At 42.2% G+C, this 15,651-nt stretch carries 14 protein-coding genes and 1 pseudogene; all 15 read left to right on the top strand.

Features of this window, described 5'->3' with window-relative positions; genetic code table 11:
• The first annotated feature begins 33 nt into the window (after positions 1-33).
• The 15 genes and pseudogenes from ACVIJU_RS06985 (at position 34) to ACVIJU_RS07055 (ending at position 15,439) form a co-directional block, all read left to right on the top strand.
• Positions 34-1,233, top strand: a complete 1,200-nt coding sequence (locus ACVIJU_RS06985; RefSeq protein WP_063389429.1) for a thiolase family protein — start codon at positions 34-36, stop codon at positions 1,231-1,233.
• Positions 1,234-1,249: 16 nt separating this feature from the next.
• Entirely contained in the window at positions 1,250-2,725 is a 1,476-nt protein-coding gene (locus ACVIJU_RS06990; RefSeq protein ID WP_117017466.1) for an aldehyde dehydrogenase family protein, read from the top strand.
• Between the two features lie 122 nt (positions 2,726-2,847).
• On the top strand, positions 2,848-3,648 hold the full coding sequence (locus ACVIJU_RS06995) for an enoyl-CoA hydratase/isomerase family protein (protein ID WP_339199470.1): 801 nt from the start codon (positions 2,848-2,850) through the stop codon (positions 3,646-3,648).
• A gap of 266 nt (positions 3,649-3,914) precedes the next feature.
• Entirely contained in the window at positions 3,915-4,790 is an 876-nt protein-coding gene (locus tag ACVIJU_RS07000; protein WP_066251023.1) for a PaaX family transcriptional regulator, read from the top strand.
• 22 nt (positions 4,791-4,812) lie between these two features.
• The gene (locus ACVIJU_RS07005; protein ID WP_345994138.1) at positions 4,813-5,787 is read left to right on the top strand and encodes an MBL fold metallo-hydrolase; all 975 of its coding nucleotides are present in this window, start codon (positions 4,813-4,815) and stop codon (positions 5,785-5,787) included.
• Positions 5,788-5,993: 206 nt separating this feature from the next.
• Positions 5,994-6,929 carry a Phenylacetic acid catabolic protein gene (locus ACVIJU_RS07010; protein ID WP_066251026.1) on the top strand — a complete coding sequence of 312 codons (936 nt, stop codon included), beginning with the start codon at positions 5,994-5,996 and terminating at the stop codon, positions 6,927-6,929.
• Positions 6,929-7,255: a metal-sulfur cluster assembly factor gene (locus ACVIJU_RS07015; protein WP_066251029.1), complete on the top strand. Its 327-nt coding sequence runs from the start codon at positions 6,929-6,931 to the stop codon at positions 7,253-7,255. The genes ACVIJU_RS07010 and ACVIJU_RS07015 overlap by 1 nt, the downstream gene beginning before the upstream one ends.
• Positions 7,252-7,482 carry a hypothetical protein gene (locus ACVIJU_RS07020; RefSeq protein ID WP_063388948.1) on the top strand — a complete coding sequence of 77 codons (231 nt, stop codon included), beginning with the start codon at positions 7,252-7,254 and terminating at the stop codon, positions 7,480-7,482. Before ACVIJU_RS07015 ends, ACVIJU_RS07020 begins: the two co-directional genes overlap by 4 nt.
• Positions 7,479-8,123 (top strand): Phenylacetic acid catabolic protein, encoded by a 645-nt coding sequence (locus ACVIJU_RS07025; protein WP_395994395.1) that lies wholly within the window; start codon positions 7,479-7,481, stop codon positions 8,121-8,123. Before ACVIJU_RS07020 ends, ACVIJU_RS07025 begins: the two co-directional genes overlap by 4 nt.
• A 9-nt stretch (positions 8,124-8,132) precedes the next feature.
• Complete coding sequence (locus ACVIJU_RS07030; protein ID WP_117017581.1) at positions 8,133-8,918, top strand: enoyl-CoA hydratase-related protein; 786 nt, start codon at positions 8,133-8,135, stop codon at positions 8,916-8,918.
• 17 nt (positions 8,919-8,935) lie between these two features.
• Positions 8,936-9,737: pseudogene (locus ACVIJU_RS07035) on the top strand (enoyl-CoA hydratase/isomerase family protein).
• Between the two features lie 109 nt (positions 9,738-9,846).
• Positions 9,847-11,430: a benzoate-CoA ligase family protein gene (locus ACVIJU_RS07040; protein WP_117017219.1), complete on the top strand. Its 1,584-nt coding sequence runs from the start codon at positions 9,847-9,849 to the stop codon at positions 11,428-11,430.
• A gap of 33 nt (positions 11,431-11,463) precedes the next feature.
• Positions 11,464-11,913, top strand: coding sequence for an acyl-CoA thioesterase (locus ACVIJU_RS07045; protein ID WP_063389426.1), 450 nt, complete (start codon positions 11,464-11,466; stop codon positions 11,911-11,913).
• Between the two features lie 35 nt (positions 11,914-11,948).
• A complete protein-coding gene (locus ACVIJU_RS07050; RefSeq protein ID WP_261308795.1) occupies positions 11,949-13,517 on the top strand; it encodes a long-chain-fatty-acid--CoA ligase in 1,569 nt (522 codons plus the stop codon).
• Between the two features lie 143 nt (positions 13,518-13,660).
• Positions 13,661-15,439: an adenine deaminase C-terminal domain-containing protein gene (locus ACVIJU_RS07055; protein ID WP_066251041.1), complete on the top strand. Its 1,779-nt coding sequence runs from the start codon at positions 13,661-13,663 to the stop codon at positions 15,437-15,439.
• Positions 15,440-15,651 lie beyond the last annotated feature (212 nt).

Below are 15,651 nucleotides of genomic sequence, written 5' to 3' on the forward strand. Positions count from 1 at the left end.
GCCTGAAAAAACGGTCAAAATGGGGGTAAGAAAATGAAAGAAGCTGTGATTGTTGATGCTGTCCGAACCCCGATCGGCAGGTTCAACGGGGCATTAAGAGAGGTCCGCCCGGACGATTTGGCAGCTCACGTCGTAAGAGAGCTGCTCAAGCGAAATCCGATTGATCCTTCCGATGTGGAGGATGTAATTTTTGGCTGCGCTAATCAAGCCGGAGAAGATAATCGCAATGTGGCAAGAATGGCCGTGCTTCTTGCGGGTTTGCCTGAAACGGTTCCAGGCGTGACCGTCAACCGTTTATGCGGATCGGGTCTGGAAGCAATTAATCAAGCAGCGCTGGCGATTCAAGGCGGATTGGGAGACGTCTATATTGCAGGCGGAACCGAAAGCATGACAAGAGCTCCATATGTCATGATGAAGCCGCAGCTTTCTGGAATGAGGGACACGCCAACTTTTTATGATACAACTCTCGGCTGGCGGCTTGTCAATGATAAATTAGCGGAAATGTATCCGCCGATCAGTCTTGGCGAGACGGCTGAAAATGTAGCTGCGCGCTATCAAATTTCGAGGCAGGAGCAAGATGAATTTGCGTTGGAAAGCCATAAAAAAGCCGGAAAAGCTATACAAGAAGGGCGTTTTCAAGATGAAATTGTTCCGGTGACAATAACAGGGAAAAAAGGGGAAGAAACGATAGTAGATGCAGATGAGCATCCGAGGCCTGATACGACTTTGGAAAAGCTGAATAAATTAAAGCCTGCTTTTGTTCAAGACGGAACAGTGACCGCTGGAAATTCCTCTGGAATCAATGACGGCGCTTCCGCACTTTTAATCATGGAGAGATCGATAGCAGAAAGACTTGGCTTTAAGCCGCTGGCACGGATTGTCGGCTCCGCTGTCGCTGGGGTGAATCCATCTTATATGGGGATTGGCCCGATTCCAGCAACGAAAAAAGTGCTGCAAAGAACTGGTTTATCTATCAGCCAACTGGATTTAATCGAGATTAATGAAGCATTCGCATCCCAATCCATTGCCTGCATTAAGGAGCTGGGATTTGATATGGAAAAGGTGAATGTCAACGGTGGAGCAATTGCTTTAGGTCATCCTCTCGGCTGCAGCGGGGCGAGAATTGTTACCACTCTCGTTCATGAAATGAAAAGGAGAGACGTTAGATATGGACTCGCGACGATGTGCATAGGCGTCGGGCAAGGAATCGCCACGATTGTCGAAAAAATATAGAAAGGAATGAAAAAATATGAAAAAACACTATCAGCTTTTTATTAATGGACAATATGTAGACAGTTCAAACGGAGAAGTATTCGAAACGCATAATCCTGCAACCGGCGAAGTCATAGCAACGGTAGCCAAAGCAACAAAGAAGGACGTTGACAAAGCGGTGGAGGCAGCCCGTGCTGCATTTGAGTCGGGCAAATGGCCGAGAATGACGGCAGCGAAAAGAGCTCGCCTGTTAAACCGTATAGCGGAAATGATGAGAGAACGATTTGAAGAATTGGTTCGCGTTGAAGTATTAAACAGCGGAAAGACCGTTGCTGCTGCCAAGGGTCAAATTATGCAGGCGATTGAAGATTTTGAATTTTATGCCGCTGCATGCTTAACTCTCCAAGGTGATGTCAATCAAGTTCCAAACGGCTTTTTTAACTATACTCTTAAAGAGCCGGTCGGGGTATGCGGTCAAATTATTCCTTGGAATTATCCGCTCATGATGGCCGCTTGGAAAGTGGCGCCTGCATTGGCTGCCGGCTGCACTGTTGTCTTGAAGCCTGCTAGCTACACTCCAATTACAGCCTATATGCTTGCGGAAATATGCCATGAAGCAGGTGTTCCGGCAGGAGTCCTGAACGTTATTACAGGCAGCGGGTCTGAAATCGGACCATATATGACGGAGCATCCTGGAATCGACAAAGTTGCGTTTACAGGCGAAACGGAAACCGGAAAGGACATTATGAAGCGCGCTTCTGAAACGTTAAAACGGGTAACTTTGGAATTAGGAGGAAAATCGCCGAACATCGTTTTTGACGATTGTGATCTGGAAGGAGCCGTAAACGGTTCGCTTTATGGAATTTTTTACAACACAGGACAATCTTGTGAAGCAAGATCCCGCTTGTTTGTTCATGAAAACATTTATGATGAATTTATGGAAAAATTTCTCGAAAAAGCTTCCCGTATACGAGTAGGAAATCCGTTTGATGAAGGCGTGCATATGGGGGCCGTCATTTCCAAAAGTCATCAGCAAACAATTGATCATTACGTGAAATTAGCGGTGGAAGAGGGCGGAAAAATTTTATACGGCGGCAAAATACCGGAAGGCGGAGAGTATGAAAAAGGGTATTGGTATTTGCCGACGGTTATCGGGGATGTCACAAATGATATGAGAGTTGCACAAGAGGAAATTTTTGGGCCTGTCGTAGTTGTTATGAAATTCAGCGACGAGCAAGATGTGATCCGACAAGCAAATGATTCCATTTTTGGATTAGGTTCGGCTATATGGACGAACGATCATGGAAAGGCACACCGTGTTGCGGCACAAATAAAGGCAGGCATTGTTATGGTGAATTCGCCAATTTCTGCATTTCCTGGAACACCTTTTGGAGGCTATAAGCAATCGGGATTTGGCCGGGAGCTGGCATTGGAAACATTGAATTTGTACACGGAAACGAAAAGCGTCGTTTCTTATATCGGCAGCAAACCATTAAATCTCTTTGGACTCTAATTATATGTATAAAAAAAGATCGTTTAAAAAAAATATAATTTCTATTGAATTATTAGAATATTTAGTATATTATGTTTATGAAACGATAAAATATTAAACGTATAAATAAAGGAGGAATTGCAATGTCAGATACAGTAGCAATAGAAAAGAAAAATTTAACGGTGGTCAAAAACAGCGGAGTGGCGGAAATCCATCTTCACATCAATAAAACGAATGCCTATGGGCTGGAGTTTTACCAAGAATTCAACGCAGCGATCGATGAGCTTCGCTTCGATCCAAACATAAAAGTGGTCGTGCTGATGAGTGATGTGCCGAAATTTTTCTCGGCAGGAGCGGATATCAATTTCTTAAAAGCAGCGGATCCGCGCTATAAAACACAGTTTTGCCTGTTCTGTAATGAAACGCTGGATAAAATCGCCCGTTCGCCGCAAGTATATATCGCCTGTTTGGAAGGGCATACAGTCGGCGGAGGATTGGAAATGGCGCTAGGCTGCGATCTGCGATTCATGGGAGATGAAGCAGGAAAAATCGGCTTGCCGGAAGTATCGCTTGGGGTGCTGGCTGGAACGGGAGGAACGCAGCGGCTCGCGCGGTTGATCGGGTATTCGAGAGCGCTGGATATGAACATAACTGGGGAAACGCTGACACCGCAGGAAGCGCTGGACATTGGTCTCGTCAACAAAGTGTTCCCGCAGGCGGAAACGAGAGAGCGGACGCTCGAGTATGCGAGAAAGATAGCTGAAAGCGCAAGCTATGCGGTTTCCAACATCAAGCTGTCGATCATGAACGGGAAGGAAATGCCATTGAACGTAGCCATCCGCTACGAAGGAGAGCTGCAAAACTTGTTGTTCCGCTCCGAGGATGCAAAAGAAGGATTAAGTGCATTTTTAGAAAAGAGAAAACCAAATTGGAAAGGGATATAAAAAAGAAGGACGAAGCATATCGGCCATAAACGGCCGGTATTTTTTCAGCCAGAAAATAATGCGGAAATTTAAAGACAAGTCATATGCCTTCCTCAAGGAGGAGGCAGTTTTTTTTCTGATCGGCAGAGTCGATTTAAACAGCTTCAGACTTATAAAAAAATAGATTAAAAGGCTCCCTATCTTGAAGAAAAAACTTGTAAAAATGGAATTCCATCCAGCATAATAAAAATAAAAGCAAAATTCAGGAAAAAGACGGGTGTAAGAAAATGAAGCCAAGATCATTAATGTTTACACTATTCGGTGAGTACATTCAGCATTACAGCACAGAAGTTTGGATTGGCAGCTTAATTCAAATGATGTCCCATTTCGGCATTTCTGAATCTTCGATACGGGGAGCCACGTTAAGAATGGTTCAGCAAGGCTTTTTTAAAGTTCGCAAAATTGGCAATAAAAGCTATTATTCTCTTACAAATAAAGGGAAGAGAACGATGATGGACGGGTTTGCCCGCGTTTATTCAATGAGAAATTACAAATGGGATGGGAATTGGAGAATTTTGACCTATTCGGTCCCGGAAGAAAAAAGGGAGCTTCGCAATCAAATTCGAAAAGAGCTGAGCCTCATGGGATTCGGCTTGATTTCGCACGGTACGTGGGCAAGTCCAAACCCTATTGAAGATCGGGTGATGGAGTTTATAAAAGATTACCATCTCGAGCCGTATGTGATTTTATTTACTTCCAGTTCAGTAGTATCCCATGATAATCATGAGTTGATTCATAGAGGATGGAATTTTGACGAAATTGCCAAAGAGTATGAATCATTCATTGATCAATACCGGCAAAAGTATGATGATTTTAAGGAACGCATTTGGAATAATGAATTATCAGATCAAGAATGTTTTATTGAGAGAACGAAGCTTGTTCATGAATATCGCAGCTTTTTCTTTATCGACCCGGGGTTTCCGAACGACCTGCTGCCTGCTGACTGGAGCGGCTTAAAAGCTAGAGAGCTGTTTTTCAATGTACATCAGCTTTTGTCTGTACCTGCTATTCGATATTTTGAAACTTTATTTGAAAAAGCTCCCGATTGTGAATTGGAAGCGAATCGGGACAGAGCGATCAACCCTTTTATGGACATTGTTTAAAATAAAAGCAAGTAGGTGCATAATGGTGGTCAATATTGAACAAATCGGGAAAAATATATATCGCATTCCGGTTCCAATCCCTTTTCCGATGAAATACATCTATTGTTATATGGTGCGCGGTGCAGACGGATGGAGCCTTGTTGATGCAGGATTTCATAATACCGAAGCGATTGAAGCTTGGAAGCAAGTATTGAAACAAATGAATGTTCGTTATGAACAGATTCATTCGATTTATTTCACTCATTTTCATCCTGATCACTTCGGGTTGGCAGGGTGGATGCAGGAAAGAACAGGGGCAAAAGCTTATATAAGCAAAGAAGATTTTGCCATGGCGCAGCGTGTTTGGGGAAAAAACAGCAGCCAGGCGGAGCAAATTGGTGAAATGTGCAGAAAAAACGGTACACCGGAAGATCTTGCGGATGAAATTGAAGAAAGTATGAGAAGTTTGGCAAAGCATGTAACGTTTCCGGAATTGACGATTCTAGAGGATGACGAGGTCATTCTAGGCGAAAGAAAATGGGAAGTTATACCGACACCTGGTCACAGCGATGGACACATTTGCTTTTATCAAAGAGAAGAAAGACTGCTGCTTGCAGCCGATCATATTTTGGATAAAATTACTCCGAACATTAGCATATGGCCCGGTTCAAGCAAAAATCCGCTTGGAAACTACATATCTTCGCTTGAAAAAATACAGCAATTGAAGGTAGACCTGGCGCTTCCTGCCCATGGGGCATTGATCGAACGAGTTGACGACAGAATATCAGAAATCATCCATCATCATCAAAAGCGCTTGGATCAAATATTTCGACTTGCGAAGGATGGCCGTACCGCCTATGATATTGCCCAAGATTTATTTCAGCACAAAAGCTTGAATTCGCATCAATGGCGGTTTGCGATCGCAGAAACTTTGTCGCACTTGGAGTATTTAGTTTTCACAGGGCAAATTAAAAAAGAGAATCGTAACGATATTGTCTTTTATAAACAAAATAAATAATGGATAAGTGCATAGCAAAAAGCTATGCGCTTTTTTTGCGGTCGTAAAAACGGCAAGAACGAAAGGAAGGAGAAAAACCTTTTATTTTTTAAATTAACAAAAAAATTTGATTTTTCTATTTTTTCTTGACAAAAGAGGCGGTTGTAAAATAATATTATGTTAAACAGACGAAATAAATAAAAACGTAATATAAAAGAGGTGAAAAAATGGATCAGGCAGCCCTTTTAAAAGAAAAAATTCAAAACGGTTTTATTGTTGAAGGCGTCGGTGACATGAATGAGGAATATTTAAAGGCATTAAAACAGACGTTGATTATTGTCGGAGATACAGAATTGTTAAGTGTGCCGCCGCTCCTTACTGTTTATGATCAAGCGCCCACTTTAAATAACAAAATTACAGCACTCGCCATTATGCAGGATGAAATCGGTCATGCACATATTGCTTTCAGGCTACTGAAAGATTTGGGCGAAGATACAGACGAATTATTGTACAATCGAGCCCCAAATAAATGGAAAAACCCTTATGCCTTTGACTTTGAACTGTCAAATTGGATTGAGCTTGGAGTGTTTAATGCGTTCTTTGACCGCGCCGGCTACACACTGCTTGGGGATGCGTTTGAGCATACATCTTACGGGCCATGGAAACGCGCATTAGTGAAAGTTGATAAAGAAGAATTGTTCCATCTTAGAAATGGTGAAATCATTATGAGAACAGCCATGAATGATCCGAAATTGCAAGAGGAAGTTCAAAAAGCGGTTGATTGGATGTTTTTAATGGCGCTTGAATTTTTTGGTGTAGAAGACCGTTTAAAATCCAGATCCGCACAGCTTGAATACCGCTTAAAAGGAAGAACAAACGATGAGCTCCGTCAAAAATGGCTGTCGACAGCAGTTCCATTCTGTGAATCAATTGGAGTAAAAGTTCCAGCTCATTATGATGAAGAACAAGGAAAATATGTGCTCGATGTCCCATTCCCTTGTAAATTTGATCCAGTCAATAAAAAATGGCTGTTCGACCAGCCGGACACATGGGAAAACGTCATTAAACGATTTAAACAAAGAGGGCCGCAAAATGAAAGGTTTGTAGGAAGAATTCAAAAAGGGGCAAAAGAATTAGAACAGCTGAGAAAAGAGGTGGTATGATGCAAAAACAAGCTGTGGATACGAAAAAATATTGGGAGGCGCTGAAAGAGGTGATGGATCCTGAATTCCCAATAAGCGTTGTCGATATGGGGCTCATTTACGACATTCAAATGAATGACGGGGAAGTGCATGTGACGATGACATACACAGCCGTTTCCTGCGCCTGCATGGAATGGATTGAAAGCGATATAAAAAATCGGCTTCTTGCAGAAGAAGAAGTAAAGGAAGTACACATAAATGTCGTATGGGATCCTCCATGGACGGTCGACCGTCTTAGCCCAGAGGGAAGGGAAAAATTAAAGTATTGGGGTGTAAGTGCAAAATGATCGCAGAAAAAATAACCTATGATATTTTTGCCCGCATTAATCGGGGAGACAACTTAATGCATATAGGCACGGTAGAAGCAGAAAACAGCGAGCTGGCAAAAGTGTATGCAACGTTTACGTACGACGAAGAGGATTGGACCGAAATGGTTGTCGTGGAACGAAACAAGCTGAATTGGGTGAAAAAACCTGATTGGCTATTTTCAGAGAAAGGAGCTGAAGCATTGTGAGCGTAATGGAACAAGGAACGCATTCTTTGATTGAATTGCTGGAGACAATAGCGGATAACAAATATGTGCTTGGCGACCGTTTAGTGGAAGTTGGTGTAAGCGGTCCAAATTTGGAAGCGACCTTGTCTGCTATAGCTATGGCTCAAGGAGAACTGGGGCATGCAAGACTTTTGTACAATTGGTGTTTTGATTTAAAAGGGGTAAAAGGCAAAAAGCCTGACATTCAAGCACAAACAGGAAAAGCTTTTCAAACAGCTGTAAACGTTCAAAACTGGATTTCTCTCATTGCTTCGCTATATGCAATCAATGCCGCAATCGATATCGTCTTTCAAACGGTGTTAAAAACAAGTCATTCCAAGGTTGCTTCACGGATTCAAAAGCTTGTCCGCGAACAACACGATCATATCATCTATGCAGAAAATTGGGCAAAACAACTTCTTCTTGATCAAGGAGCTGTCCCCTACAGATTTCAAGAAGCATTAAGGGAGGCTGCAGAGGAAGCAAAGGCTTGGCTTGCAAAAGTTGAAAAAAGTGAAGAATTGAAAAAGGAAGGTTATTTCCCGGAAACTCCTTCGTTCACGGAAAAATTTGAAAAACGGCTGCAGCAATTAAATGCGGAACAGCTTGTTCAAGCAAAGTGAGTGATGCTCATGTCAGAATCAGGCGTTCTTTTAGAAATTCAAAACAAAGTGGCTATCATTCAATTAAATAACGCAAAACGTGCCAACGCATTAAGCAAATTTTTAGTAAAAGATCTTTCTTATGCGATAAACACGATAAAAGATCATTCGAATGTAAGCGCAGTTATTTTTACGGGAGGTGAAAGCAAAGCGTTTTGTGCAGGGGCGGATTTAAAAGAAAGGCAGTCCATGAGCGAACGAGAAGTGGAAGAATATGTCGCATTGCTCAGGAAAACATTTACAAATATCTCATCTTTGCCAATGCCGACGATTGCGGCTGTAAAAGGATTGGCTCTTGGAGGGGGATGTGAACTTGCTCTTGCCTGTGACATTCGTGTCATGGAAAAAGGGGCGCTCATCGGGTTGACGGAAGTTTCTTGGGGAATAATCCCGGGAGCCGGCGGCACTCAACGGCTGGCGCAATTAGTAGGAATCGGCAGGGCCAAGCAGCTTATTTTTACAGCTGAAAAAATAAATGGCGAAAAAGCTTATGAAATAGGACTTGTCGAATATATTTGTGAAGCTGGCGAGGCAGAATTGAAAGCGCTTAACATAGCGGAAAAAATCTCGGAAAATTCAATTTATTCTGTCCGTTTAGCGAAGCAGGCTGTCGACAGTTTTGCTCGAGAACTAATGGAAAAGGGTCTGATAGCGGAATGGGATTGTTATCAAAAAACGATTTATCATCCGGATCGTTTAGAAGGATTGGCGGCTTTTCAAGAAAAACGCAAACCTGATTTTTCAAATAATAAATGAACAATGGAAGGAGAATAATGATGACAGTTGAAACAACTGCTAACAAAAATTTAACGGTGGTCAAAAACAGCGGAGTGGCGGAAATCCATCTTCACATCAATAAAACGAATGCCTATGGACTGGAGTTTTACCAAGAATTCAACGCAGCGATCGATGAGCTTCGCTTCGATCCAAACATAAAAGTGGTCGTGCTGATGAGCGATGTGCCGAAATTTTTCTCGGCAGGAGCGGATATCAATTTCTTAAAAGCAGCGGATCCGCGCTATAAAAACACAATTTTGCCTGTTCTGTAATGAAACGCTGGATAAAATCGCCCGTTCGCCGCAAGTATATATCGCCTGTTTGGAAGGGCATACAGTCGGCGGAGGATTGGAAATGGCGCTAGGCTGCGATCTGCGATTCATGGGAGATGAAGCAGGAAAAATCGGCTTGCCGGAAGTATCGCTTGGGGTGCTGGCTGGAACGGGAGGAACGCAGCGGCTCGCGCGGTTGATCGGGTATTCGAGAGCGCTGGATATGAATATTACAGGGGAAACGCTGACACCGCAGGAAGCGCTGGACATTGGTCTCGTCAACAAAGTGTTCCCGCAGGCGGAAACGAGAGAGCGGACGCTCGAGTATGCGAGAAGGATAGCTGAAAGCGCAAGCTATGCGGTTTCCAACATCAAGCTGTCGATCATGAACGGGAAGGAAATGCCATTGAACGTAGCCATCCGCTACGAAGGAGAGCTGCAAAACTTGTTGTTCCGCTCCGAGGATGCAAAAGAAGGATTAAGCGCATTTTTAGAAAAGAGAAAACCAAATTGGAAAGGGATATAAACGTTAGCTTTTCATATATATTGTGAAGCCTCCTGAATATATATCTTCTTCAGGCGGCTTCAATGCCGCTTCATCTATTCAAAAAATTGATATATAGGATGGTGAAAAAATGGATCTCCGCGGATTAGGTTTGCTTTACAATGCGGCAGTGCGGTTCATTGATGAAAGTGTAGAGAAAGGTTTGGGCGATAAAATAGCCATTTGTTATCGCGATGAGCTCATACACTATAATGAATTGCAGGAGAAAGTCAATCAAACAGGCAACATGCTCCGTGAGCTCGGTTATAAATTGGAAGACCGCCTTTTAATGATTTGCCACGATACACCCGAATTTATTTATTCATTTTTTGGCGCCATAAAAATTGGTGCTGTCCCCATTCCCGTCAACACCATGATGAAGCCATCCGATTATGAATATTTTTTAAACAACAGCCGGGCAAAGGGCTTAATCATCCATGAAGATATTTGGGAAAAGATTGAAGTTTACAAAGAACGGTTTTGCTTTTTGAAGGATATCATTATCATTCCGGACAGTGAAAGCGAACAATCAGGCACACATTTAAATTTCCTCCAACTGATGAATAGGGCAAGCAAAAAGCTTGATGCAGCCATGACGAACAAGGACGATCAGGCCTTTTGGCTGTTCAGCTCCGGAAGCACCGGTAATCCAAAGGGCGTCATCCATTTGCAGCATGATATGGAATATGCTTTCAGCACATATGCGAAAAAAATATTGCATATAAGTGAAGAAGACCGATGCTTGTCCGCATCTAAACTGTTTTTCGCCTATGGCCTTGGCGGAGGAATGTACTTTCCTTTAGGAGCAGGAGCTTCAACTGTATTAGTGAAAGAACGCGCAACTCCGGAAGCAATGTTTCAGGCGATTGAAACGTACAAACCGACCATTTTCTTTGGGGTTCCGACTTTATATGGAGCGATGATTGATTATGTGTCGCGAACGGGAAAACAATTCGATTTGAGCTCGCTCAGAGTTTGTGTATCAGCTGGAGAAGCGCTTCCGAAAGCATTTTACCGCAAATGGAAAGAAATGTACAATGTCGATATTTTAGACGGAATTGGTTCAACAGAGGCTCTCCACATATTTTTATCCAATCGGATTGGAGATGTAAAGGCAGGAAGCTCTGGAAAAGTCGTTCCTGGTTATGAAGCAAAAATTGTCGACGAAATGGGCAGGGAATTGCCTCCAAATGAAATGGGAGATTTGTTGATTCGCGGAGACAGCATCGCACATGGATATTGGAACCTTCATGAGCAAAACAAGAAAAAATTTGTCGGAGAATGGCTTCATACAGGTGACAAATATTATAAAGACGAAGAAGGATATTTTTGGTATTGCGGGCGCTCCGACGATATGCTGAAGGTTGGCGGGATTTGGGTATCGCCTGTAGAAGTCGAAAATTGCCTTCTTCAACATGAAAATGTACTGGAAGCTGCAGTTGTCAGCGTGCAAAATGAAAATAATCTTGTCATTCCAAAAGCATATGTTGTTTTAAAAGATAGAACGCCCTCCAAAGAAATGGAAGATGAATTAAAAAACTTCGTGAAGCAGCAGCTGGCCCACTACAAATACCCACGAATTATAGAATTTATTGACGAACTTCCGAAAACAGCAACAGGAAAAATTCAGCGTTTTAAACTTCGGGAATTATTAAAATCGAATTCAGCTCAATAGTTTAAGACATAGCATTGAAAGGAGTACGTACATTTGAAAAGAAACGAATTTCAGCTCAGGGTGAACTTTGGAGATACGGATGCAGCCGGCATTGTATACTATCCGAATTATTTTAAATGGTTTGATATTGCAGGGCATCAATTTTTTAGAAGTATCGGCCTTGCTCCAGCTAAACTCATCAAAGAATACAGCATCATTCTTCCGCTGCTTGATGTCCGCTGTACGTTTGAGCAGCCGTTATATTATGACGACATTATCACTATTAAAACAGAAGTAATGGAAGTGAACCGGAAAACAATAAAACTAAAGCATGAAGTATATCGTGAAGATACAAGAACCGGGCACGGATATGAGCTCAGGGGGTGGGTGAAAGAAGAAAACGGAAAAAAATTTGCAGTGCCCATACCTGAAGAGGTGAAAAAATTGCTTCAAGAAGACGGGTTTGGTGAACAGGCTCAGATCAATCCATGGCTCAGCGCATAAATGAACATTGAAAAAATGTAATGGAGGAGAGTAGCGTGGATCTTAACGTATCCATTCATGATGTGTTTGAAAAAGCATATAAGCGCTATCCTGATAAAGAATTCATTTACGATGGCTATAAACGTTTAACTTACAAAGATATCAAACAAATGTCCGATTCCATCGCCTCCGCTTTCCACCAGCTCGGTATAGGGAAAGGAGACCGCATCATTGCATGCCTGCCGAACTGGCATGAGTTTCTTGCCATATATTTTGCAATTGCAAAAATAGGCGCCATATTAGTTCCATGCAATACGCGATATCGTGTTGAAGAATTGTCTTATATAGTGGCCAATTCTGGTGCAAAAGCAATTTTTGTGGTAGAAGAGCATGGCCATTTCCATACGGTAAAATCTTTAATGGAAAGTAATGAAAGCGCTTTAGAAATGGTGTTTACGGTGCGGTTTCAAGAAGATGGTCACCATTCCTTTGAAGATTTGCTGAAAATAGGACAGTCGAAGCTGCCGCCGGAAGTGTCCATCGATCCGAAGGAAGATGTGTTTTCCATTTTATATACTTCAGGAACAACAGGACTTCCGAAAGGTGCCATGCTCACGCATTTAAATTTTGTCCATAATGCCGCATGTACAGTGGAGGCGCTTCAATGCGACGAAAATGACGTATTTTTAGTGGTCGTTCCTGTCTTTCACGTGTTTGGCATGGTTCCAAGCATACTGGCAGCTGTGACTGCCTGTGCCAAAATGGTGTTTATGGAGCAATTTAAAGCGGAAGCTGTATTAAAAATGATTGAACAAGAAAAGATTACGATACACCATGGAGTTCCGACAATGTTTATATTGGAATTAAATCACCCTCAATTCAAATCCTATGACTTATCTTCGTTAAGAACAGGTATTATTGCGGCAGCACCATGCCCTGTCGAAGTCGTGAAAAAAATTAGAAATGAGATGGGATGCAATATAACTATTTCCTATGGTCAAACGGAAACATCTCCAGTTGTGACAATTACAAGCTTTACAGACAGTGACATCATTCGTTCAGAAACGGTTGGCAGAACGATTCCAGGAGTTGAAATTAAAGTTGTTGATGTGAATCGCCAAACTGTACCGACTGGAGAAATTGGCGAACTTGCTGTGCGCGGGTTAAATGTCATGAAAGGCTACTTTAACATGCCTGAAAAAACGAAAGAAGCCATTGATCAAGATGGCTGGCTTTATACAGGTGACTTAGTGACGCTTGATGAACAAGGTTATGTCCGCATCGTTGGACGGAAGAAGGAAATGATCATCCGCGGCGGCTACAACATTTATCCTCGAGAAGTTGAAGAAATTCTTTATAAACATCCGAATGTAGTAGAAGTAGCCATTATCGGGCTGCCTGACACTGTTTTAGGAGAGATTTCATGTGCGGCGGTAAAATTAAAAGACGGAGCTTTGGAAACGGAAGAATCGATGAAAAATTATTTAAAAGGAAAAATTGCTGACTACAAAATACCGGATAAAGTTGTTTTTGTCGATGAGCTGCCAATGACGCCGAGCGGAAAAATTAAAAAAGTAGAACTTCAGAAAAAATTAAAAGAAGATTTGCAAACAGAATTGCGATAATTTCATGCAAGGAAGATCAAACGGTAGACATATGTTTGATCTTCCTTCATCATAAAGTTAATCAACCTTCTGAAAAATTTGACATCCGATTGATGACCTACGGCTTCTTCATAACATTTTTTAAAAGAGTAGGAGTGAAACTGTTGAGACAAAAAGCGTCAAGATCGGAATTAATTGAAGTGGCTCAAGGACGGAGGCCCGCAGATTTAATTATCAAAAATGGTACGGTGATCAACGTCTATTCAGGAGAATTGTTGAAGCAAAATGTCGCTGTTTATCAAGACTCCATTGCATATGTCGGCGAACGGGATGTCCTTTCCGATGAACATACAAAAATTATTGATGCAGAAGGGATGTATGTTTCACCAGGTTTTATTGAACCGCATGCACATCCGTGGGTCATCTACAATCCTGTTAGTATGACTAGGAAAGTTCTTCCCCTTGGAACAACGACAACGGTAAATGACAATTTGTTTTTTTATTTGCATATGGGAGCTGCTGGATTTAAAAAAATGGTCAAAGACTTGAAAGACCTTCCGGGCAATTTTCTTTGGCTTGTCCGGCTTGTCTCGCAAGCGAATTTCAAAGGAGAAAGGGAATGGTTTAATCAAAAGGATGTCCAAGAGCTTTTAGAATTAGAAGAAGTTGTCGGAACAGCGGAGGTCACAAGATGGCCGCTTTTGTATCAGGCTGATTCCTTTTTGCTTGATACAATTGAAGTGGCAAAACAGAAAGGGAAAGTCGTGGACGGTCATACAGCGGGCTGTTCATATGAAAAATTGATTTCCATTGCTGCGAGCGGAGTCAGCGCTTGTCATGAAGCAATAACGGCAAAAGAGGCGCTGGACAGGCTGCGGTTGGGAATGTGGACGACTTTACGCAACAGCTCGCTTCGCCCTGATTTCCCTGAAGTTATAAAAATGATTACAGAAGGGAAAGTCAGTACACATCGAATTACGATGACAACCGACGGTCCGCACCCTGGGTTTATCGAAAAAGAAGGCTTTGTCGATGGATTGATCAGAAGAGCTGTAGAATTAGGAGTGCCGGTCATAAACGCGTTGCAAATGGCTACGATCAATGCAGCCGTTTATTTGCGATTAGATGATTATATCGGCGGGATTGCTCCAGGAAAATTGGCAGACATTTTACTTCTTCCAGATTTGAAATATTTTCGGCCGGATATCGTCATTTCAAGAGGTGAAGTCGTAGCCGAGCAAGGAAATTTGCTTGTGTCGACACCAAAACTAAATTGGAATCAATATGTTGTCCGGGAGCCATTTGCGTTTTCGAAGCAACTTTTGGACGATTTAAACTTGTACCGTTACCCATATTCAAGTACTGAACAAACTGTTCCGGTCGCTTATTTTAAAAGCAATGTCATTACGCAGCGAAAAGATGTTAAGCTTCCAGAAGCAGAGGGATTCGCAGATATTTCCGGTGAAGAAGGCTTATTGTATGCATCGTTAATTGACCGGAACGGAAAGTGGGTGTCGAAAGCGATATTAGAACGATTTGCCGTTCATCTAGATGGGATGGCGTCAACTTACAATACTACAACAGAATTGCTTGTGATCGGAAGAAATCCAAAAGCGATGGCCCAGGCGGCTAAAAGAGTGCATGAACTAGGAGGAGGAATCGTCATTGTTGATGGCGAGGACATTGTGGTTGAAATACCTCTTCCATTTACCGGCATGATGACGGACGATTCATCATTTGATCAAGCTGTTCGATATCATGATGAGCTGTTAGCAGCCGTGCAGCAAAGAGGATTCCCATTCCATGACATTTTATATACGCTATTGTTTTTAACTTGTGATTTCTTGCCCGGTCTTCGTCTTATTCCATTTGGTTTGTATGATGTTAAGAAAAATGAAATGCTGCTTAAAGCGGAACCAATAAAAGATCAAATCGCGAAGTAAAACTAGAAAAAGAGAGCTGAGCCGTTTCCTCCAGGGGGGGCAGCCCAAAAAGTCAGAGTTAACTGACTTTTTGAAGCCCCTTCATTTTAGGAACTTATCGGACAGGCCATTTTTCCAATCTTGTTTATATCCTTCAGAAGTCTTATGAAGGACTTTTCTTATGCTCTCTTTCTGAATTCGGTTCTTCAAAAGTTTTTCAGCATATACAATTG

Source organism: Aeribacillus sp. SP014, from assembly GCF_054055575.1.

Bases quoted from the DNA above. Each gene is read 5' to 3' on its own strand.
- ACVIJU_RS06985 (WP_063389429.1), top strand. From the start codon at position 34: ATGAAAGAAGCTGTGATTGTTGATGCTGTCCGAACCCCGATCGGCAGG.
- ACVIJU_RS06990 (WP_117017466.1), top strand. From the start codon at position 1,250: ATGAAAAAACACTATCAGCTTTTTATTAATGGACAATATGTAGACAGT.
- ACVIJU_RS06995 (WP_339199470.1), top strand. From the start codon at position 2,848: ATGTCAGATACAGTAGCAATAGAAAAGAAAAATTTAACGGTGGTCAAA.
- ACVIJU_RS07000 (WP_066251023.1), top strand. From the start codon at position 3,915: ATGAAGCCAAGATCATTAATGTTTACACTATTCGGTGAGTACATTCAG.
- ACVIJU_RS07005 (WP_345994138.1), top strand. From the start codon at position 4,813: ATGGTGGTCAATATTGAACAAATCGGGAAAAATATATATCGCATTCCG.
- ACVIJU_RS07010 (WP_066251026.1), top strand. From the start codon at position 5,994: ATGGATCAGGCAGCCCTTTTAAAAGAAAAAATTCAAAACGGTTTTATT.
- ACVIJU_RS07015 (WP_066251029.1), top strand. From the start codon at position 6,929: ATGCAAAAACAAGCTGTGGATACGAAAAAATATTGGGAGGCGCTGAAA.
- ACVIJU_RS07020 (WP_063388948.1), top strand. From the start codon at position 7,252: ATGATCGCAGAAAAAATAACCTATGATATTTTTGCCCGCATTAATCGG.
- ACVIJU_RS07030 (WP_117017581.1), top strand. From the start codon at position 8,133: ATGTCAGAATCAGGCGTTCTTTTAGAAATTCAAAACAAAGTGGCTATC.
- ACVIJU_RS07040 (WP_117017219.1), top strand. From the start codon at position 9,847: ATGGATCTCCGCGGATTAGGTTTGCTTTACAATGCGGCAGTGCGGTTC.